Source organism: Bradyrhizobium canariense, assembly GCF_900105125.1.
GTDB lineage: Bacteria > Pseudomonadota > Alphaproteobacteria > Rhizobiales > Xanthobacteraceae > Bradyrhizobium > Bradyrhizobium canariense_A.
The window spans coordinates 1,782,869-1,808,517 of the sequence record NZ_LT629750.1; the positions used below are offsets into that span (position 1 = coordinate 1,782,869).

The window sequence follows — 25,649 nt, forward strand, 5'->3', positions numbered from 1 at the left end:
TTGGAGAGGATTTAACCATCCAGTGAATTAGAAGGCAAGACGGGCCGACCAGCTGATCGCGAAGCGCTCACTTCGCGTCTTTTTTCTTCACGTCCTTGATGCTGGAAAAGACGATGCCCTCGGCGCGTTCCTTGGTGTAGCCGAGATAGAACTCGTTCTTGGCCAGGAACACCGGATCGCCATCGACGTCGTCAGCGACGCCGGAGCCGTTGGCGGCAATGAAGGCCTCGAGCTTCTTGCGATCATCCGAGGAAATCCAGCGCGCCAATTGAAACTCGCTGACCTCGAACTCCACCGGCAGTGCGTATTCGGCATCGAGACGGGCTTTCAGCACGTCAAGCTGCAGCGGGCCGACCACGCCGACCAGCGCGGGAGCGCCATCGCGCGGGCGAAACACCTGCACCACGCCCTCCTCCGACATTTGCTGTAGCGCCTCTTTGAGCTTCTTCGCCTTCATCGCGTCGGTCAGCCGGACGCGACGGACGATTTCCGGCGCAAAGCTCGGCACGCCGACAAAGGTGATTTCCTCGCCCTCGGTCAGCGTGTCGCCGATCCGCAGCGTCCCGTGATTGGGAATGCCGACGACATCGCCGGCAAAGGCTTCATCGGCCAGCGCGCGGTCCTGCGCAAAAAAGAACTGCGGGCTGGTGAGCGACATGTTCTTGCCGGTACGCACCAGCTTCGCCTTCATGCCGCGCGTAAGCTTGCCCGAGCACAGCCGCGCGAAGGCAATGCGGTCGCGATGGTTCGGATCCATATTGGCCTGGATCTTGAACACGAAGGCGCTCATACGCGGCTCGTTGGCTTCGACCTTGCGCACATTGCTTTCCTGCGCGCGCGGCGACGGCGCGAAGCGGCCGAGCCCTTCCAGCAAATCGCCGACGCCGAAATTGCGCAGCGCGCTGCCGAAATACACCGGCGTCAGATGGCCCTCGCGAAAAGCCTCGAGCTCAAACGGCTGGCAAGCCTCCGACACCAAGGCAAGTTCGTCCTTGATGGCGCCGACGTCGAGATTGGGATTGCGGCCCGCAAGATCGGAGATGTCGATCTGTTGCGCCGCGCCGGTCTTGGCGCCGCCGCCCTCGAGCAGGCGCACGCCGCCATTGGTGACGTCATAGGTGCCGAGGAAATCACGGCCGCGGCCGACCGGCCAGGTCATCGGCGTGGTGTCGAGCGCCAGCGTCTTTTCGATCTCATCGAGCAGATCGAAGGTGTCACGGCTCTCGCGGTCCATCTTGTTGATGAAGGTGATGATCGGGATATCGCGAAGACGGCACACTTCGAACAGCTTTCGCGTTCGCGCCTCGATGCCCTTGGCCGCGTCGATCACCATGACGGCGGAATCGACCGCCGTCAGCGTGCGATAGGTATCTTCGGAAAAGTCCTCGTGGCCCGGCGTGTCCAGCAGGTTGAACACGAGGTTTTCGAATTCAAAGGTCATCACCGAGGTGACGACGGAGATGCCGCGCTCGCGCTCGATCTTCATCCAGTCAGAGCGGGTGTTACGCCGCTCGCCCTTGGCCTTGACCTGGCCGGCGAGATTGATCGCGCCGCCGAACAGCAGCAGTTTTTCCGTCAGCGTGGTCTTGCCGGCGTCCGGATGCGAGATGATCGCAAAGGTCCGGCGGCGCTCGACTTCGGAGGTGAGCGGCGAACGGGGAGATGATTCAGTGGAAAGCGCAAGGTCAGACATTCACGAGCCTGTGGCAGGGAAACCGGGCTGGATCAAGGGCGTTTGGGGCGTTTTCGAGCGGTGTGGATACCGGCTGACGTTCAGAACACGCGTCAAAACGAAAGAGCAAGCCCCATATGGGGATTGTGCCGCCGAACTCCAGTCGCCGGGGTTTGCCTACCGCACCAGGGAGGCCGCCCAATACGCCAGCGCCGCGACGGTGGCTGCGGCAGGAATCGTGATCACCCAAGCATAGACGATCGAACTCGCCACGTTCCAGCGTACGGCGGAGGCACGCCGCGCGGCGCCGACGCCCACGATGGCGCCGGTGATGGTGTGTGTTGTCGAAACTGGAACTCCCAGAAAGGTCGCCATGAACAGGGTCGCAGCACCCCCGGTCTCGGCGCAAAACCCCTGCATCGGCGTCAGCTTTGTGATCCTCAGGCCCATGGTGCGAACGATCCGCCATCCCCCCATCAGCGTGCCCAGCGCCATCGAGGCCTGGCAGGCCAGCACCACCCAGAACGGCACAAAAAAGTGCTCACCGAGATGCCCCTGCGAGAACAGCAGCACGGCGATGATGCCCATGGTTTTCTGTGCGTCATTGCCGCCATGTCCGAGTGAGTACAGCGACGCCGAAGCGAATTGCAGGATTCGGAATGCACGATCGACCGCGAACGGCGTCGAGCGTACCGAGGCCCAGGACACGATCGCGACCAGCACCAGTGCCAGCAGGAATCCCACCAGCGGCGACAGCACAATCGCGAGCAATGTTTTCGACAGGCCGCTCCAGACCGCGGCCGAAACGCCCGCCTTGGCCATTCCGCCGCCGACCAAGCCGCCGATCAGCGCGTGCGAGCTGCTGGAGGGAATTCCCAACCCCCAGGTAATCAGGTTCCAGACGATCGCGCCCATCAGCGCGGCGAAGATCACCTGCGCATCGATCACGCTGGGCTCGATAATGCCGACGCCGATCGTTTGCGCCACGTTCAATCCGAATACGCCGAAGGCGACGAAATTGAAGAACGCCGCCCACAGCACCGCGTATTGCGGCCGCAGCACCCGGGTCGAGACGATGGTTGCAATCGAATTGGCGGCGTCGTGCAAGCCGTTGAGGAAGTCGAACAGCAGCGCGACGGCGATTAACCCGACCAGAATAGGAAGACCAAGCGTGGTGTCCACCGGCGCGGCCCTGCCCTATACCTGTTCGATCACGATACTGTTGATCTCGTTGGCGACGTCGTCGAAACGATCGGCGACTTTCTCAAGGTGGTCGTAGATTTCCGCGCCGACGATGAAATCCATCGCGTTGGCGTCGCGATGCTTGAGGAACAACTCCTTCAGTCCGATATCGTGGAGATCGTCGACCCGGCCTTCCAGCTTGGTCAGTTCCTCGGTGATCGCGGTGAGCATCGCGACGTTTTCGCCGATCGATTGCATCAGCGGCAGCGCGCGTCCAACCAGATTGGCGCACTCGACCAGCAGCGTGCCGATTTCCCGCATCGGCGGTTCGAAGGTGCGAACCTCGAACAACACCACCGCCTTGGCGGTCTGCTGCATCTGGTCGATGGCATCGTCCATCGACGTGATGAGATTCTTGATATCAACGCGATCGAACGGCGTGATGAAGGTTCGCCGCACCGCGGTCAGCACCTCGCGGGTGATATTGTCGGCATCATTCTCGAACTGATTGACGCGCTGGCAACACACCAGCGTCTCATCTCCGCCGCGCAGCATGTCCTGCAACGCCAATGCGCCCTGCACGACCGTTTTGGAGTGCCTGGCGAACAGATCGAAAAACCGCTCCTCCCTGGGCAAAAAGGCACGAAACCAGCGCAGCATCTGAAGTGTCCGTCGTTGAAGAAGTGGCGGCCAAAGCGGCCCGTCACATAACTGTCATAGAACGATTTAAGGGGAAAGCGCCCAGCGGTCCGCCACGGGAACCCATTCATCCACCGCTTTGTACGATCAGGAAATGTCCCGGAAAGCGGTCCCGCCTAAAGGGACAGCCGGAAGTAGTGGGCGATTTCGCCGACAAGTCCCCGGCGAAACGTCAATACGCAAATCACGAAGATCACGCCCTGGATCACCGTTACCCACTGACCGAAGCCGGCCAGATATTGCTGCATGGCGATGATCACGAAGGCGCCGGCGACCGGACCAAAAATGGTGCCGAGACCCCCGACCAGCGTCATCAGCACGATTTCGCCCGACATGCTCCAGTGCACATCGGTCAGCGAAGCATTTTGCGCCACAAATACCTTCAGCGCGCCGGCAAGCCCCGCCAGCGTTCCGGACAAAATATAGGCAAGCAGCTTGTATTGATCGGTCTTGTAGCCCAGCGAGATCGCGCGCTGCTCGTTTTCCCGGATCGATTTCAGCACCTCGCCAAACGGCGAGTTGATGGTGCGGAAAATGAGCAGAAAGCCGATCAGGAATCCGCCGAGAATGACGTAATAAAGCACGGTCGGGTTACCGAGATTGAGCACCCCGAACATGTATCCTTGAGGGATGCCCTGAATGCCGTCTTCGCCGTGGGTGAACGGTGTCTGCAGATAGATGAAATACAACAGCTGCGACAAAGCGAGCGTGATCATCGCAAAATAGATGCCCTGGCGGCGAATGGCGACGAGACCGGTAATGACGGCAAGTCCGGCCGCGGCGGCCGTGCCGACCAGAATTCCAAGCTCGGGCGAAAGACCCCAGACCTTCAGCGCGTGCGCCGAAACGTAGCCCGCTGTTCCCAGAAACATCGCGTGGCCAAAGGACAGCAGTCCGCCATAGCCGATCAGCAGGTTGAAGGCGCAGGCCAGCAGCGCGAAGCACAGCGCCTGCATCACGAAGAAAGGATAGACGCCGGTAAACGGCACGATCAGCAACAGCGCGGTCATGATGCCAAACGCGATCATTTCATCGCGAATGCCATGCGCGGTCATCGGTATGGTGTCGTCAGTTGTGACCGTCATGTCAGCTCGCCCGTCCCGTCAATCCCGAAGGCTTCACAAGCAACACCAGCACCATCAGCACGAATACAACTGTGTTGGAGGCTTCGGGGTAAAAATATTTGGTCAGTCCCTCGATCACGCCAAGCGCAAAGCCGGTGATGATCGATCCCATGATCGAACCCATGCCGCCGATCACCACGACGGCGAACACGACGATGATCAGGTCGGCGCCCATCAGCGGCCTAACCTGGTTGATTGGAGCCGATAACACGCCCGCCAGCGCGGCGAGGCCGACGCCAAGCCCGTAGGTCAGCGTGATCATCCGCGGCACGTTGATGCCGAATGCGCGCACCAGCGTCGGATTTTCGGTGGCGGCGCGCAGATAAGCGCCGAGCCGCGTCCGCTCGATCAGATACCAGGTGAGCAGGCACACCACGAGGGAGAAGATAACCACCCAGCCGCGATAGATCGGCAGGTACATGAATCCCAAATTCATGCCGCCCTTGAGTTCATCGGGGATCGAATACGGCAACCCGGATGAACCAAAATAATTCTGGAAAACGCCCTGAATGATCAGCGCCAATCCGAATGTCAGCAGCAATCCGTAGAGATGATCGAGACCGGACAGCCATTGCAGCATGGTCCGCTCGAGGATCATGCCGAAGATGCCGACGATGATCGGAGCCAGGATCAGCGCCGGCCAGTAACCGATATTCGCAAGGTTCAGCAGGAAATACGCGCAGAACGCACCCATCATATAGAGCGCGCCATGCGCAAAATTGATGATGTTGAGCATGCCGAAGATCACGGCCAGCCCGAGGCTGAGCAGCGCGTAGAACGAGCCGTTGATCAGTCCGACCAGGAGTTGGGCGTAGAGGGCCTGCATGAATCTTTCTCGCGCTCAGCATCTCGATACGAAACGTTCGGCGGCACAATGCCGCCGAACGTCGGGGATCATTTCTTCAACAAGGGACAGGTGCTCTTGTCCAGCGGTGTAAAGGCTTCGTCGGCCGGAATGGTGGCAACGAGCTTGTAATAGTCCCAGGGCCCCTTCGACTCCGACGGCTTCTTGACCTCGAAAAGATAGGCCGGGTGAATCGTGCGACCGTTCGGCTCAATGCTGCCCTTGCCGAACAACGGATCGTCGGTCGGAATTTCCTTCATCTTGGCGACGACCTTGGCGCCGTCATGCGGATTGCCGCCGAGGGCTTCCAGCGCCTTGAAGTAATGCAGCAAGCTCGAATAGACGCCGGCATGCACCATGGTCGGCATGGTGTGATTCTTCATGCGCTCCTGGAAACGCTTGGAGAACGCCCGGGTCTGGTCGTTCATGTCCCAGTAGAAGGTCTCGGTGAAGTTGAGGCCCTGCGCCGTATTGAGGCCGAGCGAGTGAACGTCGCTGATGAACAGCAGCAGCGCCGCAAGCTTCTGGCCTCCCTGGGTCAAGCCGAACTCGGCCGCCTGCTTGATCGCCGTCGTGGTATCGGCGCCGGCATTGGCAAGGCCGATGATCTTGGCTTTCGAGGCCTGCGCCTGCAGCAGGAACGACGAGAAATCCGACGTGCCGAGCGGATGCTTGACGCCGCCGAGCACCTTGCCACCTGAGGTTTGCACCGCCGCGGTGGTGTCGCGTTCAAGCGCGGCACCGAAGGCATAATCGGCCGTGAGGAAGAACCAGCTATCGCCGCCGGCCTTGGTCAGCGCCGTGCCGGTGCCATGCGCCAGCGTATAGGTGTCGTAGGTCCAGTGGATGGTGTTCGGCGTGCACTGCGCATTCGTCAAATCCGAACTTCCTGCGCCGGAGTCGAGCAGGATCCCGTTTTTCTCTTTCACGAGATTGCTGACCGCCAGCGCGACGCCGGAGTTCGGCACGTCGACGATGACATCGACCTTTTCGACATCGAACCATTGACGCGCGATATTCACGCCGACGTCGGGCTTGTTGAGATGATCGCCGGAGATGATGTCGATCTTCCAGCCCTTGCCGGTCAGGCCGGAATCCTCGACAGCCATTTGCGCCGCTAACGTCGAACCGGGACCGCCCAGATCGGAATAGAGGCCTGATTGATCGCTCAGGGCGCCGATCTTCGCCGTCTTATCCTGCGCAAAGGCGAGATTCCCGGCGGCGAACAAAAGCGCCGTACCAAATAACAACGTGGAAATTTTATTCTTCATATTAGTATTGCCTCCATTTTCGATTTTCTTCTCGTTGCTTTTTCAGACGCCGAGATAGGTGTGAAGTTTTTCCATATTGGCTTGCAGGTCCGCATTGGCGAAACCGTCGATGATCTTGCCGTGTTCGACGATGTAGTAGCGATCGGCGACCGTCGAGGCGAAACGAAAATTCTGTTCGACCAGAAGGATCGTGAAGCCTTCCGACTTGAGCCGCGCGATGGTGTGGCCGATCTGCTGAATGATGACCGGCGCAAGGCCTTCGGTCGGCTCGTCCAGCATCAGGAAGCGGGCGCCGGTACGCAGGATTCTGGCGATCGCCAGCATCTGCTGTTCGCCGCCCGACAATTTGGTGCCCTGGCTGTTGAGCCGTTCCTTGAGATTGGGAAACAGATCGAAGATCTGATCCAGCGACAGGCCGCCGCTGCGCACGACCGGTGGCAACATCAGGTTTTCGCGGACGTCGAGGCTCGCAAAAATTCCGCGCTCCTCCGGGCAAAAGGCGACGCCGAGGCGTGCGATCTTGTCCGACGAGGTCCGGCAGATTTCCTGATCGTTGAAACGGATCGAACCGGTACGCTTGCCGATAATTCCCATCACCGATTTCAACGTCGTCGTCTTGCCGGCGCCATTGCGCCCGAGCAGCGTGACGACTTCACCGGCGTTTACGTTGAAGTTGACGCCGTGAAGGATATGGGACTCGCCGTACCAGGCTTGCAGATCCTGAACGGTCAGCACCGGCTTGCCTGCGGCGGACGTTGTCGCGGCATCGGCCATTTTCAAATCAGCCATGACCGGCCCCCAGATAGGCTTCCTTGACGCGCTCATCCTTGGTCAAGTCGGCGTAATTACCTTCCGCAAGCACACGACCGCGCGTCAGCACGGTGATGATGTCGGACAGATTAGCGACCACGCTCAGATTATGTTCGACCATCAGGATCGTGTACTTCGCCGAGATGCGCTTGATCAGCGCGGCGATCTTGTCGATGTCTTCATGTCCCATGCCGGCCATCGGCTCATCGAGCAGCATCATTTCCGGGTCGAGCGCCAGCGTCGTCGCGATTTCGAGCGCGCGCTTGCGTCCATAGGGCATCTCGACCGCCGGCGTACTCGCAAATTCGCTGAGGCCGACATCGTCAAGCAATTCGCGGGCACGGCCGTTGAACCGGTCGAGCACGGTTTTCGAGCGCCAGAAATCAAACGAATGTCCATGCTGGCGCTGTAGCGCCACCCGTACATTCTCGAGCGCGGTCAAATGCGGAAACACTGCCGAAATCTGGAACGATCGAACCAGGCCGAGACGCGCCACGTCAGCCGGCGCCATGGCGGTAATATCCTGTCCCTTATACAGAATTTGGCCGGCCGAAGGCCTCAGGAATTTGGTCAACAGATTGAAGCACGTGGTTTTTCCGGCCCCGTTCGGCCCGATCAACGCATGAATACTGCCACGGCGGACCCGAAGGCCAACGTCGCGAACGGCAAAGAAACCCGCGAATTCCTTGGTTAATCCGTGGGTTTCAAGAATGAAGTCATCGGCCAATCAAATTTCCCCCATCAGCCGCCGCCGCGAATCCCCTCGCGCGTGGCTAATTTTTTGTTAACCGGCAGGTTCTCCTAAGACGCCCTAAAATCCGCCTCGGGCTGCCGCCTCCGGCCCGGAATATGCCGTCAACGGCTTGGTTTACGCAAGGTCGAAAGCTCGGCCTCCGGCCAAGCCAGCACAGGCATGGCTTCGCCATTAGTCGAATTACCCGAGGGCACCATCAACGATTTTGCCGGAACTTTTGGCAGCGCGCTCCAGCCGGGCGCAAAGCATTCATTAACGGTGTTTTCACGCAATTGGATCTTTTTTATCGAAAATTTGCCGCTAAGGCCGATGGTTTGGCATTTGCGGCGAAAACGGATTGCAGCCTTGGATTTTCAGAGCGCGAACCCAACGATCGTCAAATCGATCAAGCAGCGAGATCTGCTCAACACCTGGTTGCGGCTATATGCCCGCGACCGGAAGATACCGCGCATCGAAGAGTATCAGCCCTCGCGGCTCGCCGATGAACTTCCGGACATGGTCTATTATACCGTCGACACCACCCAAGAGCTTCCGCGTTTGACGATCGAGAGCGACGGCACGCGCATGTCGAGCGCCTACGGCAACACCGGAAAGGGCCGATATCTCGACGAGTATCTGGGTGCCAGACTTATGCCCATCGTGATGCCGGTCTATTATGAATGTGTGAAGCGCGCACTTCCCGTCTATACCATCGCCAATATCGATGACATCTACGGGCGAATCGTAGCATACGAACGCCTGCTGCTGCCATTCTCCGATAGCGGCGACGTCACCCATATCATCGCCTCACTGAAAACCATCAGCGAAGATGGCAGTTTCGAAATCAAGAATTTGATGCGGGGGAGCGACACGTTGCCGACACCCATACTTCGCTCTGTTATCGATCGCGACCTGTTCCACCGCGCGCCCGGACGGATTCCCGCCGCCGACGTGATCGAATTCGACTAGCTCGAATGGAATTCGAGAGCGCCAATCCTTCGGTGGTCCGATCCATCAAGCAACGTGTTCTCTTGAACGCGTGGCTGCGCGCATCTCGCCATCCGCGGTCCCTGCCCGTCATCTCCGATTTCCAGCCGGACGACATTGCGGGCGAGTTGGCCGATATGATGGGTTATCGCGTCGAGGGCAAAGGAGACAGTGCCCGTTTCCTGATCACGCTGGAGGGCGAGACACTGGCTGCCGCCTACGGAAACGACAACCCCGAGCAGCGGACCAATCGCTATCTCGATGATGCGATCGGACCGGACCGGTATGCACGTGTAATCCCCTGTTATCGGACCTTGCTGTCGCGAAAGCGCCCGACTTACACGATCTCGATCGTGCAGGATGCGGACGGCAAGGATGTCTCCTATGAGCGGCTGCTGTTGCCGTTTGGAAGCACTGGGCATGTCGAGCAGATCGTCGGCTCCTACAAGGCGATCAGCATCGAGGGTGGCTTCAAGATCAACAACCTGATGGGCGTCAGGTCAAAGGCTGTGCCGGTCAGCGTGGTGCGCGCCGTCATCGACATCGATGTCGTCCACGGCCCAGGTAGACGGGGCGCACCAGACGACGTCATCGAGCTGAACTAGGCTTTCCTCGATCTTGCCGACGGCGCCACTTCCTTGGCGTAGATTTCCGGCTTGAATCCAACGACCCGTTTGCCGCCGAGATCAAGCACCGGCCGCTTGATCATGGAAGGCTGCGCCAACATCAGCGCGAGCGCTTTCCGCTCGTTCAGACCTTCCTTGTCGGCGTCGGGTAATTTGCGAAACGTGGTGCCCGCACGGTTGAGAAGGGTCTCCCAGCCGAGTTCGTCGCTCCACTGCTTGAGCTTGTCCTTCGCGATCCCTTCGGTCTTGTAGTCATGGAAGTCGTAAGCCACGCCATGGCTGTCGAGCCAGGCGCGGGCCTTCTTCATGGTGTCGCAGTTCTTGATGCCATAGATGGTAGCGGGCAAGTTCGTCCTCCCTGACCTGTCCCGCCATGTATCATTGCAGCGCAGCCCCAGCGCAAGGCGAACGTGACCATTCATCCTGTGGATAGGCGTGAATTCGTCCGCAGCCGCGCCAGACCAGGTTAATCGTGACGTCGATGTTGCCGCAGACAGCTTTGGAATAAGGACATGTCTGGTGCGCCTCGTCCGTCAGGGCTTTGGCGACGTCGCGCTCCACACCGGGCAGGCTGACTTGAGGCGGGCTTGAAGAAAGTAAGCCCCGCCCGTCATGCACAAATCGACTTCGGCATCGATCGCGAGGTCAGCCGGCAGCGTGATTTTCCTTTTGCGGGCCGCAATGCCCGTCGCCCCTTCAAAGCAGGTCGACCAGCCGGCGGCGTTCTTGCAGTGACTCTTGATCAGTGAATCTTGCGAGCTGCTCATGTCAGTCCCGCAAGATACTCTACTCACGCCGATCAACTTTCGGCGACGTCGACAACTGCTTCGGCAAAGGCCTGCGGCGCTTCCTGCGGCAGATTGTGCCCAATGCCGCCCTTGATGTTCCGGTGCGAATATCTGCCCGAGAATTTCTTGGCGTAGGAACTGGGCTCCGGATGTGGCGCGCCATTGGCATCACCTTCCATGGTAATCGTTGGCACCGTGATCACAGGCGCTTCGGCAAGCCGCTTTTCCAGGTCGTCATATTTCGACTCGCCCTCAGCGAGGTCGAGCCGCCAGCGGTAATTGTGGATCACGATGGCGACCTGATCCGGATTGTCGAAGGCCTTCGCGCTACGATCGAAGGTCGCCTCATCAAAATCCCACTTCGGTGACGCGATCTGCCAGATGAGCTTGGAAAAATCGTGCCGGTATTTGTCGTAACCAACGCGGCCGCGTTCTGTGGCAAAATAATACTGGTACCACCATTGCAGTTCCGCCTTCGGCGGCAATGGCGCTTTGCCGCCTTCCTGGCTGCCGATCAGGTAACCGCTCACGGAGACCAGGGCCTTGCAGCGCTCCGGCCACAGCGCCGCGATGATACAGGCCGTCCGCGCGCCCCAGTCGAACCCGGCGATGGTCGCCTTCTCGATCTTGAGCGCGTCCATCAAAGCGATGATATCGATTGCGACGACCGACTGCTGGCCATTCCGGACCGTTTCATTCGAAAGAAAGCGCGTCGTACCATAGCCGCGCAGATACGGGACGATGACCCGGTAGCCGACCTGCGCCAGCAGCGGAGTTACATCGACAAAACTGTGAATGTCGTAGGGCCAGCCGTGCAGCAAGATGACCGCAGGACCGTCGGCAGGACCGGCTTCTGCGTAACCGACATTCAGAAGGCCGGCGTCGATCTGCTTCAGTGACGCGAATGACGTATTCGTGCCCGGCTTGATCGCCGCCAGTTGCGCCGGTTTTGTCTTGGCGTTCGCAGACCCGATGATGCCGAACTGGGCGGCAGCAATGGTCCCGGCCGCAACACCGAAAAAGCGGCGGCGGTGATGGTTGATTTCCTGGGACATTTCGATCTCCTCTGTTCGAAAATGGCTTGGAAGTCCGCCCCACCAGACACAAAGTCTATCGGGGTGCTCGAACTTCCGTAAGCAGGCCGGTGCTGGCACTGGGATGGGGGTGATGGTGCCCGAGCGCCGGGACGCGCGCTTCAAGATGGGATGGATTTATCCTTCAGACCGCCATGATTTTTGCGGTAGAGGGTGTGCTAGGCTGGGGAACTCAGTTGGCACGGCCAGCGGGGCCCATCTTGCTCTACCATTTCAACGATTTCGCCCTTGATACCGACCGCCGCGAGTTACGCCGCGGTAACGTTCTTGTTGCGGTCGAACCACAGGTCTTCGATCTCCTGGAATTCCTCATCCGGGCGCGCGAGCGCGTGGTGAGCCGGGACGATCTTTTTGCCGCCGTCTGGCAGGGACGCATCGTCTCGGAGGCGACGCTCAGCAGCCGCGTAAACTCGGCGCGCGCCGCGATCGGCGACAACGGCGAAGAGCAACTCCTGATCCGAACCTTTCCGCGCAAAGGTTTCCGTTTCGTCGGCGAGGTCCGGGAAGAATCTCCTCCTTCGTCGGGACCGATGATGGAAGCAGTGCTGGAAAGCGTGAAGCCGCGCATGGCCGACCCGGAGGGGCCGTCGATCGCGGTCCTTGCTTTCACCAACATGAGCGGAGATCCGGAGCAGGACTATTTTGCCGACGGGATGGCCGAAGATATCATTACAGCGCTATCGCGCTGCAGCGGACTGTTCGTCATCGCCCGAAACTCCTCCTTCACCTACAAGGGCCAGGCGGTCGATATCCGCCGCGTCGGGCGCGAGCTTGGGGTGAACTATGTACTGGAAGGCAGTGTCCGTCGCGGCGGTGAACGGCTGCGGATCAGCGGCCAGCTGATCGATGCGATATCCGGCGTGCACCTTTGGGCCGACCGGTTCGACGGTGATCTGACCGATGTCTTCGAACTCCAGGATCGGATCACGGAGAGCGTCGTGGCTGCGATCGAGCCGACGTTGCAGTATGCCGAGGTCGAGCGGCGCAAGCACAGCCGGCCGAACAAGCTCGACGCCTACGACCTGCTGCTGCGCGCCTATCGACTGGAATACGAATTCACGATCGAAAGCATGACCACCGCGCTGGATTACCTGGACCAGGCGCTGACGATCGATCCGACCTACGCTCCGGCGATGGCAACGGCGGCTTATTACCACGCCCTGCGCCATTTCCAGGGATGGCCGCAGGACGATACGCAACGCACCAAGGGCGTGAAGCTCGCCTGGCGCGCGGTCGAGTTGGCACCGAATGACGCGCAGGTTCTGTGGATGGCGGCGTTCGCGATCTGGAACATGTCGGAGCAGAGAGAGTCGGCGCGCGAACTCTTTAACCGCTCCCTGATGACCAATCCGAACTGCGCCATGGCGCTGACCTTGGGCGGCTGGATCGAAACCATGCGCGGCAATCAGGCCACAGGCCGCCGGATGATCGAGCGTGCGCTAAGGCTCAGCCCCCGCGAACCGCGCGGCTGGTTCATGTCGGGAGCCATGGCCATCGCCGCGATCATCGATCAGAACTATCCCGAGGCCGTCAGCTGGGCGGAAAAAGCGCTGGTCCAGAATCGGCGTTTCGCAGTGGCGCTTCGCGCGCTGGCGGTTGCTCTCGTCCAAACCGGGCAGCGTGATCGAGCCGAACAGGTCGTGCAGGAATTACTGAAGATCGAGCCCGAGCTGACGATCTCGGGGTTTCTCACGCGAATTCCAGTGCCGCTGGAAACCATGGCAAGGACCTATGCCGAGGCGCTGAGATCTGCCGGATTGCCCGAGTGATTTGGCGCGCTCAGTCACCGCCGCTTTGGACTCTCCAACTCTCGCTGCAACGCATTAACAGCAGCCGTGCCACATGAATCTATTTGTGTTGAACCAGCGCCGAACCGGAATGGCGCTGTCAGGCCGCGCATTGTAGGGTTTCGAAAGGCTTGCTTGCATCGGGGGCGACAATGGAATTCACCGCACTATTTCTAGCCATCATCGTGGTGATGCTGGTGGCCTGGCGCGGCCCGCGATCGCTCGCACTGACCCTGTTCGCGGCTGTCCTGCTCGTCTCCGTCGCAACCTATCTGCACCATGCGACCGACACGCTGAAGCTGTCGTTCTGAGGTGCATGCATGACCCGCGCGCTCGCCGTCACCCTCAATGCGCTCGGCCTCTACGCTGTGGCGCTGGTCCTCACCGCGGCGTTTGCGGCGCAACTGCTGCTGCATGAACTGCCCTGCCCGCTGTGCCTGCTTCAGCGCATCCAGTTCGCGATGCTGGCGATCGGCCCGATCTTGAATGTCCGCTGGGGGCCACGCCCCAGCCACTATGCGCTGTCGCTGTTGGCCGCCGTCGTCGGGATGGCTTTTTCGACGCGCCAGATCCTGCTGCACATCATGCCGGGAGACGCAGGCTTCGGCACCGCATTGCTCGGCTACCATTATTACACCCTGGCCTTGATCGGCTTCGCCGCGGCCATCGTCCTGCTTGCGATCGTGCTGCTGTTCGACCGCCAGTTCGAACAGGATGCCACGGCAGAATTTGTTGCACCCGGCGCGTTCGCGACGGCGGCGGTGTGGCTGGTGATCGGTCTGACCGCGCTGAACGTCGTCTCGACGCTGCTGGAATGCGGCCTCGGCGCCTGCGCGGAGGATCCGGTGGTGTATGAGTTACTGAGACACGCCTTTTGATCGGGATCAGGCCTGCAGCGGCCACCGCGCCAACTCGATATATCGACTTTGACCAACCAGGCTATCCACGAGAACGAAATCGTAAACTTCCATTCCGATAGGCTTTATAGGCCGCGCCGCTACCATTCGGCTGTCGTAAAGCAACGTCATGTGCGGCGTGAAACGTGACCTTGGGTATCGTCCCATCCTGGCTCGTTTCATCGCCTTGCCAAGCACGTCATGAAGCGCGAAGAGCCGCGCAAGATCGTATCCCGGAAGGAAAACAAAAGGCCGCTTCGCGCGGTTGTTATCGAAGCTCACGACGCTATCAAATATTAGCGAAAATCTCGACGCCGAGACCATCGATCCGGCTTCGTATGCTTTTTCGATAATGAAGTTGGGCAGGCAATCAAATCCACCAATGGCGTGAAGCGAGACATGAAGCCGTTCGGGAGCGATCAGGCGACCATCTAACCCAAATCCATGTCGCAAATCGTCGGCGGCCTTCGTGATTATCGTGGCCGAATCCGTTGGCGCGAGTAGGCCGAAAAACAGACTGTGCCGTGGCGGTTTGGGCTCAAATCCCGAAAACCAAAGCTGTTCATGCATTTTTCGTGTTCCTTTACCGCTAAAGAACATATCATGAACAAGAGCGCGTCAATGCAAAATCCCGGTTTTTCTTGATCACTAAATCTATCCGGGATATACATTTTTGTTTCTGTATATCTATCGTTTTCTTGGAGAGCAACATGCAGGTCGCCAAATGGGGCAATAGTCTCGCCATCCGCCTTCCCGCCGCTGTGGTCGCCGCGCTGGGCCTCAAGGAGGGCGATGAGATCGAAATCCATGTCGCCGACGAACGGGAACTCGCTGTCGCGCGAAAACCTGGCCGTTCGGAATTACTGAATCGGCTTCGTGCCTTCCGGGGACGTCTTCCTTCCGATTTCAAGTTCGACCGGGACGATGCGAATGCCCGGTAGTTTCTTCGATACCAATATTCTCATCTACATCGCATCCAGCGACCCGATAAAGGCCGACCACGCGGAGGCGATTATTGGTAACGGCGGTGCGATCAGCGTGCAGGTTCTCAACGAGTTGGCCAATGTCGCTCGCCGAAAAATGCGGATGTCGTGGCAGGACACTCATGCTTTTCTGTCGCTGTTACGTGGCCTGTTAGTTGTCCATCCCGTCGCCGTCGAAACACACGACACGGGATTGGCGCTGGCCGAGCGCTACAATCTCTCGATCTACGATGCGATGATCGCCGCCTCGGCGCTTCATGCCGACTGCGACACGCTCTGGTCGGAGGATATGCAGCACGGGATGGTACTCGACGGCCGCCTACGCATCGTCAGTCCGTTTAGCACGACGCGTTGATGCCATCGGTCGGTGTCACCGCACGCGATCGAATGCGGAACAGGCAGCAACGGCCGCTCACGGTCGCTTCGGAATCTCCAACCCGCGCTGTACCGCAGGCCGTGCAAGTCCGCGCTCCAGCCAGGCCGGGACGTGCTTCAAACTGTCGAACGCGACAAGTTCACGTGCGCCGTAGAAGCCAATGAGGTTGCGCACCCAGCCGAGCAGAGAGATATCGGCAATCGTGTATTCGTCATCCATCATCCAGTGCCGTCCATCAAGATGACCTTCAAGCACGCCGAGCAGGCGCTTCGATTCCGCGACATAGCGCTCGAGCGGACGTTTGTCCGCAATCTCCCGGCCGGCAAATTTGTGGAAGTAACCGACCTGGCCGAACATCGGCCCGACCCCGCCCATCTGAAAATGCACCCACTGAATGGTCTGGTATCGGCGCGCAGCGTCGGTCGGTAGAAGGTTTCCGGTTTTCTCGGCGAGATATTGCAGGATCGCACCGGACTCGAACAGGCCGAGCGGTGCGCCGCTTGGTCCGTTCGGATCGATGATGGCCGGGATCTTGCCGTTCGGATTGAGTGACAAAAATTCCGGCGTCTTCTGATCATCCTTGTTGAAGTCGACGAGATGCACCTCATACGACAGCCCGATCTCTTCCAGCATGATCGAAACCTTGACGCCGTTCGGCGTCGGCAACGAATACAATTGCAGCCGATCAGGATGTTTTGCCGGCCAACGCCCGGTGATCGGAAAACTGGACAGATCTGACGGAACAGGTGTCATTATCGGTTCACCTCGATAGCAACTTTACATGGGCTTTGAGCGGAAGATGGCACGATTTGATTTCAAAGGAAGTTTGTCAATCCAATGATCTGTCACCTTTAGCTATTGTCGAGCTCAATCGGTCGACTTGGGTGATCTGTCAATGCTGCGTCTGGCGGTGATGGTGTAATGACGGGAAGACCAACAGAAGCTGGCGCTCACCATGCTGTGCACCTACATTCAGCCAATATATGGTCTTCGGATAGCGAACCGGTTGGAGGTTGCTGTGAACGACAAAGACCTGAAGATATTCGAGGCCGTCGCCCGCGCTGGCGCCATTGGACGCGCGGCAACTGAACTGAATACCGTCCAGTCGAATGTGACGGCGCATTTGCGCGAACTTGAGCAGGAACTGGGGTTTCCTCTCTTTGAGCGTCATAGCCGGGGCGTGACCTTGACCGCGGCTGGCCACCGCCTGCGCCCTTTTGCGATCAAGATCGTCGATCTTCTGCGCCAGGCGAAGCAGGCCGTCCAGGATAACGGGACGCCAAGAGGTCCGCTGGCGATCGGCAGCATGGAGACGACGGCCGGACTTCGGCTGCCGGCTGTCCTGGCGGCCTATACCAGCGCTTTTCCAGATGTTGACCTCTCGCTTGTCACCGGAACAACCCCGTCGCTTACGCAGGCCGTCCTGAACAGGGAACTCGACGGCGCTCTGGTCGCGGGTCCGGTAGACCATCCCGAGTTGCTGGCGGAGACGATTTTCCGCGAGCAGATGGTGATCATCGCCTCCCCAAGAACTCGCAGTTTTGCTGAGCTGACGGAAAAGACCGATTTGAGGATCGTCGTCTTGCGCTCTGACTGCGCCTATCGCCGCCAGTTGGAGAGCATCCTGACGGAAGCCGGCGTCGTCCAGTTCAGGGTGATGGAGATGGGCACCATTGAAGGCATCATCGGCTGCGTAGCGGCCGGTATGGGCATCTCGCTGCTGCCCAAAGGCGTCGTGATGCGTGCGGTGCGTGACTGTGAGGTCACGACGTTCAGCCCGCCGCAGCGCGCCGAGATGGTCGACACGGTCTTCATTCGACGCGCAGATGCTTATTTCTCCGCCGCGATGTCGGCCTTTTTGCAGACGGCACGGCCATCACCTGCAGCGACCGCGGAAGCATCGAGATCGCGGCTGCGCAATACGTCATCGCTGCCGGAGATGACTCCCATCTGAACTACTTGCTACCGCTGACGATGCAGGGGCCATACCTACGGCCTCATGGACACGAACATCGGCAGCGATCGGTTCAAACCATTTTCCCTGACGGCGCAGGCCACATGGCGGCCCGCAACTGGAACGCTGTGCGCTGCGCTGGTCGGGTTAGGATCGGCGTGGGGGATTTTGCGTGCTCGTTTCCGAACGAGCAGTGAGCGACATATCCCGAGAAGGCCCGGCGCCGGCAAGTACCCTCACCGTTCGCCCCCCGCGAACTGCAGACCGATAGCAGGAGATGCCGCGAGTCGTTTCGCCAGAAATCGTCATCTAACAGGAGGCGTATCATGAGCACAGAGCGGAAAGTCGCTGTTATCACAGGTGCATCGCAGGGCATTGGCGCGGGACTCGTGAAGGGGTTCCATGATCGGAATTATCGCGTTGTTGCAAACTCGCGATCGATCAAGCCGTCGGACGATCCCGACGTCCTGACTATCGCCGGGGACATTTCGAAGCCGGATACCGCAAAACAGATCATCGATGAAGGGATGCGCCAGTTTGGCCGCATCGATACGTTGATCAACAACGCCGGAATATTCATCGGCAAGCGATTCTCCGATTACACGGAGACTGACTTCATCAACATGCTCTCGACCAATCTGGCCGGCTTTTTCCATATTACGCAGGGCGTGATTGCGGAAATGGCGCGGCGGGGCTCCGGACACATCGTCAATATTACGACAAGCCTCGTTGATCAGGCGAATTCGAAGAGCCCATCCGCTCTCGCCTCGCTGACAAAGGGTGGCCTGAACTCGGTCACGAAATCTCTGGCGATAGAATATGCCGGACGAGGCGTTCGCGTGAACGCCGTTGCCCCCGGCATCATCCAGACGCCAATGCATCCGCCGAAGACGTATGAGGCGCTCGCCAAGTTTCATCCGCTTGGCCGCATGGGCGAGATCGGCGACATCGTCGATGCCGTGCTGTTTCTCGAATCCGCGGGCTTCGTGACAGGCGAAATCCTGCATGTCGACGGCGGACAGAACGCCGGCCATTGAATCAAGCCGCGTTTCAACTCACCGACGCGTGTCTTGTGCGCGAGGCGGACCACAGAACGGCCTCACAGTAATGAATATGAACATCGGCCGCGATCGGCGCCTCGCTCACCCCCACGGTCACAAGCAGGCAGGATCGACGTGGCGGTTTGCAATTGCGGGGCTATGCTCATCGCTCGTCGGGCTCGGATTGGCGCGGTTCGCTTATACTCCGCTCATTCCCGCGCTGATCGCGGCCAAGTGGTTCAGCCCATCCGATGTCGTCTATCTCGGCGCAGCGAACCTCGCCGGCTATCTCGCCGGCGCGCTACTGGCCCGGCCGATCGCGGCGCGTATCAATGCGGCCTGGGCGCTGCGTGCGATGATGGTGCTCGCCACGCTCTCGTGCTTTGCGTGTTCCACCCCGGTGTCGTTCCTCTGGTTCTTCGCCTGGCGTTTCCTGGCCGGTCTCTCCGGCGGCGTGATCATGGTGCTCGCCGCTTCGACGGTGCTGCCGCACACCTCGCCGGCAAAGCGTGGCATCGTCGGCGGCGTGATCTTCGCTGGGGTCGGCCTCGGCATCGCGGCGTCAGGGACACTGGTGCCGCTGCTTCTGCGACAGGGGTTGCAGGAGAGCTGGTATGGCTTGGGTGTGTTGTCCGGCCTGCTGACGCTGATTAGCTGGACAAGCTGGCCGAAGGAAACTGGAGCGGCCGCTTCCGCTTACGCTCCGCATCACCCGCATCACCATCGACAATCCTATGCCGTCCGGGCGTTGCTGCTCGAATACGGCCTGAATGCCTGCGCACTCGTGCCGCATATGGTCTTCATTGTCGATTTCGTCGCGCGCGGTCTTGGCCAGGGCATATCAGCAGGATCGCAATATTGGGTCTTCTACGGCCTCGGCGCGATCGTCGGACCGCTGATGACAGGCCATCTCGCCGACAGGGCCGGCTTCGGGCCAGCCTTGCGCGTCTCCTTTCTGGTTCAGGCGATAGCCGTCTTCCTTCCCGCGATCAGCACGACGCCGGTTTTCCTGATCGTGTCGAGCTTGATCATCGGTGGTTTCACGCCCGGCATTGTGCCGCTTGTCCTCGGACGCATCCATGAGCTGCTTCCGCATAGCGTCGAGCAGCAGCGCGCCGCCTGGGGACACGCCACGACCAGCTTTGCCCTGTTCCAGGCCGCGGCGGCCTATGGCTTTTCCTGGCTCTTTGAGCGTAGCGGCGGCCATGACTATCTGCTCTTATTTCGTCTGGGCGGTGCCGCCGTGACTCTGGGGCTCGCCATCGATCTCGTCATGGCTCTGACAGTTAATCGGAAACATCGCGATGACACAGGCTTACGAAATCATTGAGCACCGCCATGACGTGGTGATCGTCGGTGCCGGCGGCGCCGGGCTGCGTGCGGCCTTGGGAATGGCGTCGTCGGGATTGAGCACAGCGTGCATCACGAAGGTGTTCCCGACGCGCAGTCATACTGTGGCAGCGCAAGGCGGCATGGCGGCTTCGCTCGGCAACATGGGCGACGGCGACGATTGGCGTTTCCATATGTACGATACGGTCAAGGGTTCTGACTGGCTCGGTGACCAGGACGCCATCGAGTACATGTGCCGCGAGGCGGTGCCGGCGGTGCTGGAGCTGGAACATTACGGCGTTCCGTTCTCGCGCACCGACGACGGCCGGATCTATCAGCGTCCCTTTGGCGGTCAGACCATCGCGTACGGAAAGACGATGGCGCAACGCACTTGCGCAGCGGCCGACCGAACCGGCCACGCCATCCTGCATACGCTCTACCAGCAGTGCCTGAAGCACAACACCGAGTTCTTTGTCGAATACATCGCGCTCGACCTGCTGATGGACGATGACGGCACCTGCCGCGGCCTGCTTGCCTGGAACATGGAGGACGGGACGCTGCACTGCTTCCGTGCCCATCGCACGGTCCTGGCCACCGGCGGTTACGGGCGCGTCTACTTCTCCTGCACCGCCGCCCACACCTGCACCGGCGATGGCAACGCCATGGCGCTGCGCGCCGGGCTGCCGCTCGAGGACATGGAGTTCACCCAGTTTCATCCCACCGGGATCTACGGCTCCGGCTGCCTGATCACCGAAGGCGCGCGCGGCGAAGGCGGCTATCTCACCAACTCCACGGGCGAGCGGTTCATGGAACGCTATGCTCCGAGCGCCAAAGACCTGGCTGGGCGGGACGTCGTCTGCCGTTCGATGACGATCGAAATCAACGAGGGCCGCGGCTGCGGCCCGCTGAAGGATCACATCCTGCTTCACCTCGAGCACCTCGGCGCGGAGCTACTGCATGAACGCCTGCCCGGGATCAGCGAGACGGCGAGGATTTTCGCAGGCGTCGACGTGACGCGCGAGCCGATCCCGGTATTGCCGACTGTCCATTACAACATGGGCGGCGTGCCGACCAATCTGCATGGCGAGGTCGTGACAAAACGCGACGGCGATCCCGAAACCGCTGTTCCCGGACTGATCGCGATCGGCGAAGCCGCTTGCGTCTCGGTTCATGGGGCCAACCGGCTCGGGTCCAACTCGCTGCTCGATATCATCGTGTTTGGCCGCGCAGCCGCGCGCCGGGTAACAGAGACGGTTCGGCCGGGCGAGGGACACTCATCGATTGCAAAAGACGCAACCGACCGCGCCATCGCCCGGCTCGATCGCATTAGATGGTCCAAGGGCGGCACCGGCGCCGGCACTATCCGGCTGGCGATGCAGCGGACCATGCAGCGTCACTGCGCCGTGTTCCGTGACGGACCGCTGCTCGCGGAAGGTTCGAAGAAGCTCAGTGAAGTCATTGCAATGATGCGCACCGACCTTGCCGTCACCGACCATTCCATGATCTTCAACTCCGATCTCGCCGAAACGCTCGAACTCGACAACATGCTCACTCAGGCGAGCGTGAGCCTTTATTCAGCGATCGGGCGGACGGAAAGCCGCGGTGCGCATGCGCGGGAAGACTTTCCGAAGCGAGACGATGAAAACTGGCTCAAGCACACCCTCGCCTGGCTCGCCGATGACGATCGTGTTCGGCTCGACTACCGGCCGGTCCATTTGCAGCCGTTCTCGAACGAAGTGGCCTCGATACCGCCGAAAGAGCGCGTGTACTAAGTTGCGCAATCGACAAGCGGCGGCGCCGAATTCGGCGCAATCCCTGATTCAATTTTTAAGGGGCAGAGGATATACGTCCGCGTTCCCGCGGCGCGATGCGCCCGAGGCCTGCATGAACATCGTCCTCCTGATGACAGAGGGCGCAGGGAAAGCCGGGTGTCCGATGCACCCGCAGCCTCGTGCGCAAAACAAAAAGCACACGAGTTAGTCACCACAGGCTCACCGGATCAATCCGGCTTTCCCTGCACAATGGTTTTAACGGCTTCCTTCGTGCTCTCCCCGGCGACCGGGCTCTTTTGCCGCCGTCGCTTGCGGATGAGTGGCGCATCTCAAACCCGGTTGGGCGAATGCGCCTTCCGCAAAACTTGACGCCAGCGTCGGGGCGTCAGGACCACACGACTTCGCCGTCCGCAACAAGCGCCGTTCGTCCTGCGCGCGCAGATCGCTCACGAACCATGAGTCCGCCCTGCGATCACCTCTCACGCGCCGACACTGTCGCGGCCACCGCATCCCGCCCCGCGTCCGTGACGATCGCGATACGCCCCTCTGAGGGGTGGGACGGCGGGCTTGTAGAGATGTTTTTATCCGATACGAAAGCGAAATATTTTGCGAGGCTGGGCTGGACAGCCGACTCACCCGACGGGCAGTTTTCGGGCATCGGTAAAATCGATAGAAACGAAGGGACCGGGATGTCTAGCCGGACGCGCCGTCGTCGAGGCTTACAATCACGGCGGCGTTGGCGATGATGATGGCGTCGCCGCCACTCTCGGCAGGAATCTCCAGCCCGCCTTTGACCGCGGTGACCGTCACCGTTCCGTAAGGCAGTTCCGTCGCGACCGCAGCGGTGTCAACCGAGCTCGGGTCCGGCACGCCAATGGTGACATCGACGAACATGTCTTTTGCCGTCTTGCCCACCATCCGGAAGAAACCGACGCTGGAGTGCCGAATCGCATCCGAGACCGCGCGCCTGGCAGCCTTGGTGGCATCTTTCCCATGAACATCGACGCCCATGCCCATTTCGGTGAGACAGCGCACACGTGCCATGAGAGTTCCTGTTGTCGTTTGAAAGAGAGATATCAATCCCTGAAAGCCATTGTGATGCGATCAAGATCGAACCACCCTCATTCAATCGTCCCCGGCGCTTTCGACGTCAAGTCATTGAAGCGCTTTCCGGCGCCGTTTTTCTCCTCCTTCGTCTCGAAGCCCTGCCGGAGATCAGTGTCAGCCAGGGCGCCAAATGGAAGGCGCTCATCAGCAGGTACATCGGGACCATCCCGCTCAGCGGTGACGCATCATCCACCGCCACGCAGAGCATGTCGCGCGACCCGTCACCAAAAACACCCGTCAGCAGCGCCATGATGGCGAAGCTTGGTGCCGCCGCAAGACCTAACCATTTAGCTATGCCGAGCGCGGCCGCCTCTTCATTACGGCTCGCACCGCCGGGCGAGTTGGCGTGACAGGCGTCGGTCATGCCTTCGCGCCGGCGTCGCGATTCCGGAAGGCGGCCTCTCCGGCGTCCGACACCTCGACCCACTTCTGGTCGGGCGAGGCCTCGGCGGCATAATTGTTGTGCCAGTTCCACCACTTGTAGGGCGGACTCTGGGGGTAGCCCTCCGGCGAGTCTTCCCACGTCTCCTGGCGGCCGAGCGGCGTCGCATCGAGGTAGCTCCAGATGGTCCCCATCGCCTCGTCGCCGCGGCTATTGATGAAGTAGGTGCGAAATATGCGATCGCCGTCGTGGATGAACACGTTGTGGCCGTGCCATTCAGCCACGCCGAAGTCGGCATCGAAGCTGTCGATGATGGTGTACCATGGCATCTTCCAGCCCATCCGCGCCTTCAGGCGCGCGATGTCCGCCTGTGGTGCACGCGAGGCGTACGCGAGTGTCGTGTCGCGGGCATTAAGATGGGCGAGGTGGGCGACCTGATCGGCCCCAAGGGAGCAGCCGCGGCAGGCATGTTCGGGCCAACCGAACACCCCGGGCTCAAAGAAGGCGCGGTAGATAATCAGTTGACGCCGGCCTTCGAACAGGTCGAGCAGGCTCACCATGCCCGTCGGCCCCGCGAACGCATACGCCTGCTCCACGGCCATCCACGGCATCCGCCGGCGTTCGGCGGCCAGCGCGTCATGGGCCCGCATCTGGGCCTTCTCCTTCACGAGCAGCTGCTGGCGCGCAGCCTCCCACGCTTGCGGTGAAACGATCGGTGGCCTGTGCATGGCGGGCTGTCCGTCTTTGCGGTCGTTCTCAGGTGATTTAGTCATGGTCGTTGCAACCTCCGAATTGGGCGAGCTGCTCGGCTTTCGGGCTGAAGCACGACTCCGTCGCCGCCGATCGCTCATGTTGTGATGAGCTAGCTTGACACCGGGACTTGGGATGGTGGGAGTTACAAGTATGACGGGATTTCGATGGACTCTCTGATCACGGCCGCGGCACGCGCACTCGCGGCAGGTGATCCCCTCGGTGCCCTGAACCGGGTCGCCTTGCGCGATGACGCGCCTGCGCTCGCGCTTCGAGGCCTCGCGATGGCGCAACTCGGCGATCTCGTTCGAGCGAAGGCGCTCGTGCGACGTGCGGCGCGCGCCTTCGGTGCAAAAGAGGCTGTAGCCCGCGCGCGGTGCGTCGTCGCCGAAGCCGAGATCGCGCTGGTCTCGCGCGACCTGGGCTGGCCCGCGAAGGCGCTCGACGCGGCGCGGGCCACGCTTGAAGCGGATGGCGACCGGGTCAACGCCGCGCATGCGCGGTATCTCGAAGTCCGCCGCCTGCTCCTGATCGGGCGCCTTGACGAGGCCGAACGCAAGCTCGCCGAACTCGACCCCTCGCCCTTCCCCCCCGCGTCAAGAGCCGCCCACGAATTGGTGGTTGCGGGGATCGCGATGCGACGCCTCCGGGCAAAGGCAGCGCACGCGGCACTCGCCCGGGCCGGGCGCGCCGCGCGTCTGGCTGGTATCTCCGCGCTGACGGCAGAGGTCGAAACCGCGTCTCTCGCGCTCAACGCGCCGGCGGCGCGCCTGATTACGAGCGGCAAGGAGCGCCTCCTCCTGCTGAAGGAGGTCGAGGCGCTGCAAGCGTCGAAAGCGCTCGTCGTTGACGCCTGCCGTCATGTCGTGCGGGACCCGCGCATGGCGATCTCGCTCGCAAGGCGTCCGGTGCTGTTCGCACTCGCACGCACGCTGGGCGAGGCGTGGCCCAAAGACGTGTCGAGGGACGCGCTCGTTGCGCGGGCCTTCAGAGCCAAGCGCGCCGATGAATCGCATCGCGCCCGGTTGCGGGTGGAGGTTGGGCGGCTTCGCACCATGCTGAGGGGCATTGCTCGGGTGAGCGCAACAAAGCAAGGTTTTGCGCTGACGCCGCGCCGCGCCCGCGAGGTCGTCGTGCTGGCGCGGCCGACCGACGAGCCGCATGCGGCGGTGCTCGCCTTCCTGGCTGACGGAGAGTCATGGTCGAGCTCGGCCCTGGCGCTGGCGCTCGGCGCCAGCCAGCGCACCGTGCAGAGGGCACTCGACCAGCTTGCGGCGGCAGCTAAGGTGCAGTCGTTTGGTCGCGGGCGCGCGCGTCGCTGGATGACCCCGCCCGTGCCGGGATTCACGACGACCTTGTTACTCCCCGATCCCGTGCCGGGGGATTAGAGTCATATCGGTTCCGATTGAATCAAAACCGGGCTCTGGTTTTTCGATGCGCTTT

Annotated in this window: 28 protein-coding genes and 1 pseudogene; 12 read left to right on the forward strand and 17 right to left on the reverse strand. The window is 60.7% G+C overall.

Going from position 1 to position 25,649, the window contains the following annotated elements; genetic code table 11:
* Positions 1-67: 67 nt before the first annotated feature.
* The 9 genes from BLV09_RS08760 to BLV09_RS37140 form a co-directional block, all read right to left on the reverse strand.
* A complete protein-coding gene (locus tag BLV09_RS08760) occupies positions 68-1,693 on the reverse strand; it encodes a peptide chain release factor 3 (protein ID WP_146686995.1) in 1,626 nt (541 codons plus the stop codon).
* 156 nt (positions 1,694-1,849) lie between these two features.
* Positions 1,850-2,854, reverse strand: coding sequence for an inorganic phosphate transporter (locus BLV09_RS08765; protein WP_100381434.1), 1,005 nt, complete (start codon positions 2,852-2,854; stop codon positions 1,850-1,852).
* Between the two features lie 15 nt (positions 2,855-2,869).
* Positions 2,870-3,514: a DUF47 domain-containing protein gene (locus BLV09_RS08770; RefSeq protein WP_100381433.1), complete on the reverse strand. Its 645-nt coding sequence runs from the start codon at positions 3,512-3,514 to the stop codon at positions 2,870-2,872.
* A 155-nt stretch (positions 3,515-3,669) separates the two neighbouring features.
* A complete protein-coding gene (locus BLV09_RS08775; protein WP_100381432.1) occupies positions 3,670-4,638 on the reverse strand; it encodes a branched-chain amino acid ABC transporter permease in 969 nt (322 codons plus the stop codon).
* 1 nt (position 4,639) lies between these two features.
* On the reverse strand, positions 4,640-5,503 hold the full coding sequence (locus tag BLV09_RS08780) for a branched-chain amino acid ABC transporter permease (protein WP_146686996.1): 864 nt from the start codon (positions 5,501-5,503) through the stop codon (positions 4,640-4,642).
* 68 nt (positions 5,504-5,571) lie between these two features.
* The gene (locus BLV09_RS08785) at positions 5,572-6,792 is read right to left on the reverse strand and encodes an ABC transporter substrate-binding protein (protein WP_146686997.1); all 1,221 of its coding nucleotides are present in this window, start codon (positions 6,790-6,792) and stop codon (positions 5,572-5,574) included.
* A 42-nt stretch (positions 6,793-6,834) separates the two neighbouring features.
* Positions 6,835-7,566, reverse strand: coding sequence for an ABC transporter ATP-binding protein (locus tag BLV09_RS08790; protein ID WP_433994412.1), 732 nt, complete (start codon positions 7,564-7,566; stop codon positions 6,835-6,837).
* A 7-nt stretch (positions 7,567-7,573) separates the two neighbouring features.
* On the reverse strand, positions 7,574-8,329 hold the full coding sequence (locus BLV09_RS08795) for an ABC transporter ATP-binding protein (RefSeq protein WP_146686999.1): 756 nt from the start codon (positions 8,327-8,329) through the stop codon (positions 7,574-7,576).
* A gap of 128 nt (positions 8,330-8,457) precedes the next feature.
* Complete coding sequence (locus BLV09_RS37140) at positions 8,458-8,628, reverse strand: hypothetical protein (protein WP_167558554.1); 171 nt, start codon at positions 8,626-8,628, stop codon at positions 8,458-8,460.
* A gap of 73 nt (positions 8,629-8,701) precedes the next feature.
* Between BLV09_RS37140 and BLV09_RS08800 the strand changes: the two genes are divergently transcribed.
* Both BLV09_RS08800 and BLV09_RS08805 read left to right on the forward strand, forming a co-directional pair.
* On the forward strand, positions 8,702-9,304 hold the full coding sequence (locus tag BLV09_RS08800) for a PAS domain-containing protein (RefSeq protein WP_244549010.1): 603 nt from the start codon (positions 8,702-8,704) through the stop codon (positions 9,302-9,304).
* Positions 9,305-9,309: 5 nt separating this feature from the next.
* Positions 9,310-9,927 (forward strand): hypothetical protein, encoded by a 618-nt coding sequence (locus BLV09_RS08805; protein WP_146687000.1) that lies wholly within the window; start codon positions 9,310-9,312, stop codon positions 9,925-9,927.
* Here the strand turns inward: BLV09_RS08805 and BLV09_RS08810 are convergent.
* The 3 genes and pseudogenes from BLV09_RS08810 to BLV09_RS08820 form a co-directional block, all read right to left on the reverse strand.
* Positions 9,924-10,295: an ArsC family reductase gene (locus tag BLV09_RS08810; RefSeq protein ID WP_100381426.1), complete on the reverse strand. Its 372-nt coding sequence runs from the start codon at positions 10,293-10,295 to the stop codon at positions 9,924-9,926. The genes BLV09_RS08805 and BLV09_RS08810 overlap by 4 nt on opposite strands.
* Before the next feature lie 115 nt (positions 10,296-10,410).
* Positions 10,411-10,670, reverse strand: a pseudogene (locus BLV09_RS37955) (Ohr family peroxiredoxin); the annotation flags it as partial.
* A 77-nt stretch (positions 10,671-10,747) separates the two neighbouring features.
* Positions 10,748-11,791 carry an alpha/beta fold hydrolase gene (locus BLV09_RS08820; protein ID WP_146687001.1) on the reverse strand — a complete coding sequence of 348 codons (1,044 nt, stop codon included), beginning with the start codon at positions 11,789-11,791 and terminating at the stop codon, positions 10,748-10,750.
* 239 nt (positions 11,792-12,030) lie between these two features.
* Here BLV09_RS08820 and BLV09_RS08825 point away from each other — a divergent pair, with 239 nt between their 5' ends.
* The 3 genes from BLV09_RS08825 (at position 12,031) to BLV09_RS08830 (ending at position 14,495) form a co-directional block, all read left to right on the forward strand.
* Positions 12,031-13,599 (forward strand): winged helix-turn-helix domain-containing tetratricopeptide repeat protein, encoded by a 1,569-nt coding sequence (locus BLV09_RS08825; RefSeq protein ID WP_146687002.1) that lies wholly within the window; start codon positions 12,031-12,033, stop codon positions 13,597-13,599.
* Positions 13,600-13,769: 170 nt separating this feature from the next.
* Positions 13,770-13,928, forward strand: a complete 159-nt coding sequence (locus BLV09_RS37145; protein WP_167558664.1) for a DUF5993 family protein — start codon at positions 13,770-13,772, stop codon at positions 13,926-13,928.
* A gap of 9 nt (positions 13,929-13,937) precedes the next feature.
* Positions 13,938-14,495 (forward strand): disulfide bond formation protein B, encoded by a 558-nt coding sequence (locus tag BLV09_RS08830; protein ID WP_146687003.1) that lies wholly within the window; start codon positions 13,938-13,940, stop codon positions 14,493-14,495.
* A 6-nt stretch (positions 14,496-14,501) separates the two neighbouring features.
* On the opposite strand, the gene BLV09_RS08835 is transcribed toward BLV09_RS08830, so the two are convergent.
* Positions 14,502-15,083, reverse strand: a complete 582-nt coding sequence (locus BLV09_RS08835; RefSeq protein ID WP_146687004.1) for a 2'-5' RNA ligase family protein — start codon at positions 15,081-15,083, stop codon at positions 14,502-14,504.
* 140 nt (positions 15,084-15,223) lie between these two features.
* Here BLV09_RS08835 and BLV09_RS08840 point away from each other — a divergent pair, with 140 nt between their 5' ends.
* Positions 15,224-15,454 (forward strand): AbrB/MazE/SpoVT family DNA-binding domain-containing protein, encoded by a 231-nt coding sequence (locus BLV09_RS08840; protein WP_100386825.1) that lies wholly within the window; start codon positions 15,224-15,226, stop codon positions 15,452-15,454.
* Positions 15,444-15,851: a PIN domain-containing protein gene (locus tag BLV09_RS08845; RefSeq protein ID WP_146687005.1), complete on the forward strand. Its 408-nt coding sequence runs from the start codon at positions 15,444-15,446 to the stop codon at positions 15,849-15,851. The genes BLV09_RS08840 and BLV09_RS08845 overlap by 11 nt, the downstream gene beginning before the upstream one ends.
* A gap of 57 nt (positions 15,852-15,908) precedes the next feature.
* Here BLV09_RS08845 and BLV09_RS08850 read toward each other — a convergent pair whose 3' ends face one another.
* Complete coding sequence (locus tag BLV09_RS08850) at positions 15,909-16,625, reverse strand: glutathione S-transferase N-terminal domain-containing protein (RefSeq protein ID WP_146687006.1); 717 nt, start codon at positions 16,623-16,625, stop codon at positions 15,909-15,911.
* A gap of 265 nt (positions 16,626-16,890) precedes the next feature.
* Between BLV09_RS08850 and BLV09_RS08855 the strand changes: the two genes are divergently transcribed.
* From BLV09_RS08855 to sdhA, 4 genes are all read left to right on the forward strand, one after another.
* Positions 16,891-17,826 carry a LysR family transcriptional regulator gene (locus BLV09_RS08855; RefSeq protein WP_146687007.1) on the forward strand — a complete coding sequence of 312 codons (936 nt, stop codon included), beginning with the start codon at positions 16,891-16,893 and terminating at the stop codon, positions 17,824-17,826.
* 326 nt (positions 17,827-18,152) lie between these two features.
* On the forward strand, positions 18,153-18,863 hold the full coding sequence (locus tag BLV09_RS08860) for an SDR family NAD(P)-dependent oxidoreductase (RefSeq protein ID WP_146687008.1): 711 nt from the start codon (positions 18,153-18,155) through the stop codon (positions 18,861-18,863).
* Between the two features lie 76 nt (positions 18,864-18,939).
* The gene (locus BLV09_RS08865) at positions 18,940-20,196 is read left to right on the forward strand and encodes an MFS transporter (RefSeq protein ID WP_244549151.1); all 1,257 of its coding nucleotides are present in this window, start codon (positions 18,940-18,942) and stop codon (positions 20,194-20,196) included.
* A complete protein-coding gene (gene sdhA, locus BLV09_RS08870; protein ID WP_100381416.1) occupies positions 20,171-21,967 on the forward strand; it encodes a succinate dehydrogenase flavoprotein subunit in 1,797 nt (598 codons plus the stop codon). The genes BLV09_RS08865 and sdhA overlap by 26 nt, the downstream gene beginning before the upstream one ends.
* A 693-nt stretch (positions 21,968-22,660) precedes the next feature.
* Here the strand turns inward: sdhA and BLV09_RS08875 are convergent.
* The 3 genes from BLV09_RS08875 to BLV09_RS08885 form a co-directional block, all read right to left on the reverse strand.
* Entirely contained in the window at positions 22,661-23,011 is a 351-nt protein-coding gene (locus BLV09_RS08875; RefSeq protein ID WP_146687010.1) for a Lin0512 family protein, read from the reverse strand.
* Between the two features lie 106 nt (positions 23,012-23,117).
* Positions 23,118-23,438, reverse strand: a complete 321-nt coding sequence (locus tag BLV09_RS08880) for a hypothetical protein (protein WP_146687011.1) — start codon at positions 23,436-23,438, stop codon at positions 23,118-23,120.
* On the reverse strand, positions 23,435-24,229 hold the full coding sequence (locus tag BLV09_RS08885) for a DUF899 domain-containing protein (protein ID WP_146687012.1): 795 nt from the start codon (positions 24,227-24,229) through the stop codon (positions 23,435-23,437). The genes BLV09_RS08880 and BLV09_RS08885 overlap by 4 nt, the downstream gene beginning before the upstream one ends.
* Positions 24,230-24,373: 144 nt before the next feature.
* On the opposite strand from BLV09_RS08885, the gene BLV09_RS08890 reads away from it, so the two are divergent.
* Positions 24,374-25,594, forward strand: coding sequence for a helix-turn-helix domain-containing protein (locus BLV09_RS08890; RefSeq protein WP_146687013.1), 1,221 nt, complete (start codon positions 24,374-24,376; stop codon positions 25,592-25,594).
* Positions 25,595-25,649 lie beyond the last annotated feature (55 nt).

Excerpts from the sequence above, each read along its gene's own strand:
- BLV09_RS08760 (WP_146686995.1), bottom strand. The coding sequence starts at position 1,693 with ATGTCTGACCTTGCGCTTTCCACTGAATCATCTCCCCGTTCGCCGCTC.
- BLV09_RS08770 (WP_100381433.1), bottom strand. The coding sequence starts at position 3,514 with ATGCTGCGCTGGTTTCGTGCCTTTTTGCCCAGGGAGGAGCGGTTTTTC.
- BLV09_RS08775 (WP_100381432.1), bottom strand. The coding sequence starts at position 4,638 with ATGACGGTCACAACTGACGACACCATACCGATGACCGCGCATGGCATT.
- BLV09_RS08780 (WP_146686996.1), bottom strand. The coding sequence starts at position 5,503 with ATGCAGGCCCTCTACGCCCAACTCCTGGTCGGACTGATCAACGGCTCG.
- BLV09_RS08785 (WP_146686997.1), bottom strand. The coding sequence starts at position 6,792 with ATGAAGAATAAAATTTCCACGTTGTTATTTGGTACGGCGCTTTTGTTC.
- BLV09_RS08790 (WP_433994412.1), bottom strand. The coding sequence starts at position 7,566 with ATGGCCGATGCCGCGACAACGTCCGCCGCAGGCAAGCCGGTGCTGACC.
- BLV09_RS08805 (WP_146687000.1), top strand. The coding sequence starts at position 9,310 with ATGGAATTCGAGAGCGCCAATCCTTCGGTGGTCCGATCCATCAAGCAA.
- BLV09_RS08820 (WP_146687001.1), bottom strand. The coding sequence starts at position 11,791 with ATGTCCCAGGAAATCAACCATCACCGCCGCCGCTTTTTCGGTGTTGCG.
- BLV09_RS37145 (WP_167558664.1), top strand. The coding sequence starts at position 13,770 with ATGGAATTCACCGCACTATTTCTAGCCATCATCGTGGTGATGCTGGTG.
- BLV09_RS08830 (WP_146687003.1), top strand. The coding sequence starts at position 13,938 with ATGACCCGCGCGCTCGCCGTCACCCTCAATGCGCTCGGCCTCTACGCT.
- BLV09_RS08835 (WP_146687004.1), bottom strand. The coding sequence starts at position 15,083 with ATGCATGAACAGCTTTGGTTTTCGGGATTTGAGCCCAAACCGCCACGG.
- BLV09_RS08840 (WP_100386825.1), top strand. The coding sequence starts at position 15,224 with ATGCAGGTCGCCAAATGGGGCAATAGTCTCGCCATCCGCCTTCCCGCC.
- BLV09_RS08845 (WP_146687005.1), top strand. The coding sequence starts at position 15,444 with ATGCCCGGTAGTTTCTTCGATACCAATATTCTCATCTACATCGCATCC.
- BLV09_RS08850 (WP_146687006.1), bottom strand. The coding sequence starts at position 16,625 with ATGACACCTGTTCCGTCAGATCTGTCCAGTTTTCCGATCACCGGGCGT.
- BLV09_RS08860 (WP_146687008.1), top strand. The coding sequence starts at position 18,153 with ATGAGCACAGAGCGGAAAGTCGCTGTTATCACAGGTGCATCGCAGGGC.
- BLV09_RS08865 (WP_244549151.1), top strand. The coding sequence starts at position 18,940 with ATGAACATCGGCCGCGATCGGCGCCTCGCTCACCCCCACGGTCACAAG.
- sdhA (WP_100381416.1), top strand. The coding sequence starts at position 20,171 with ATGACACAGGCTTACGAAATCATTGAGCACCGCCATGACGTGGTGATC.
- BLV09_RS08875 (WP_146687010.1), bottom strand. The coding sequence starts at position 23,011 with ATGGCACGTGTGCGCTGTCTCACCGAAATGGGCATGGGCGTCGATGTT.
- BLV09_RS08880 (WP_146687011.1), bottom strand. The coding sequence starts at position 23,438 with ATGACCGACGCCTGTCACGCCAACTCGCCCGGCGGTGCGAGCCGTAAT.
- BLV09_RS08885 (WP_146687012.1), bottom strand. The coding sequence starts at position 24,229 with ATGACTAAATCACCTGAGAACGACCGCAAAGACGGACAGCCCGCCATG.
- BLV09_RS08890 (WP_146687013.1), top strand. The coding sequence starts at position 24,374 with ATGGACTCTCTGATCACGGCCGCGGCACGCGCACTCGCGGCAGGTGAT.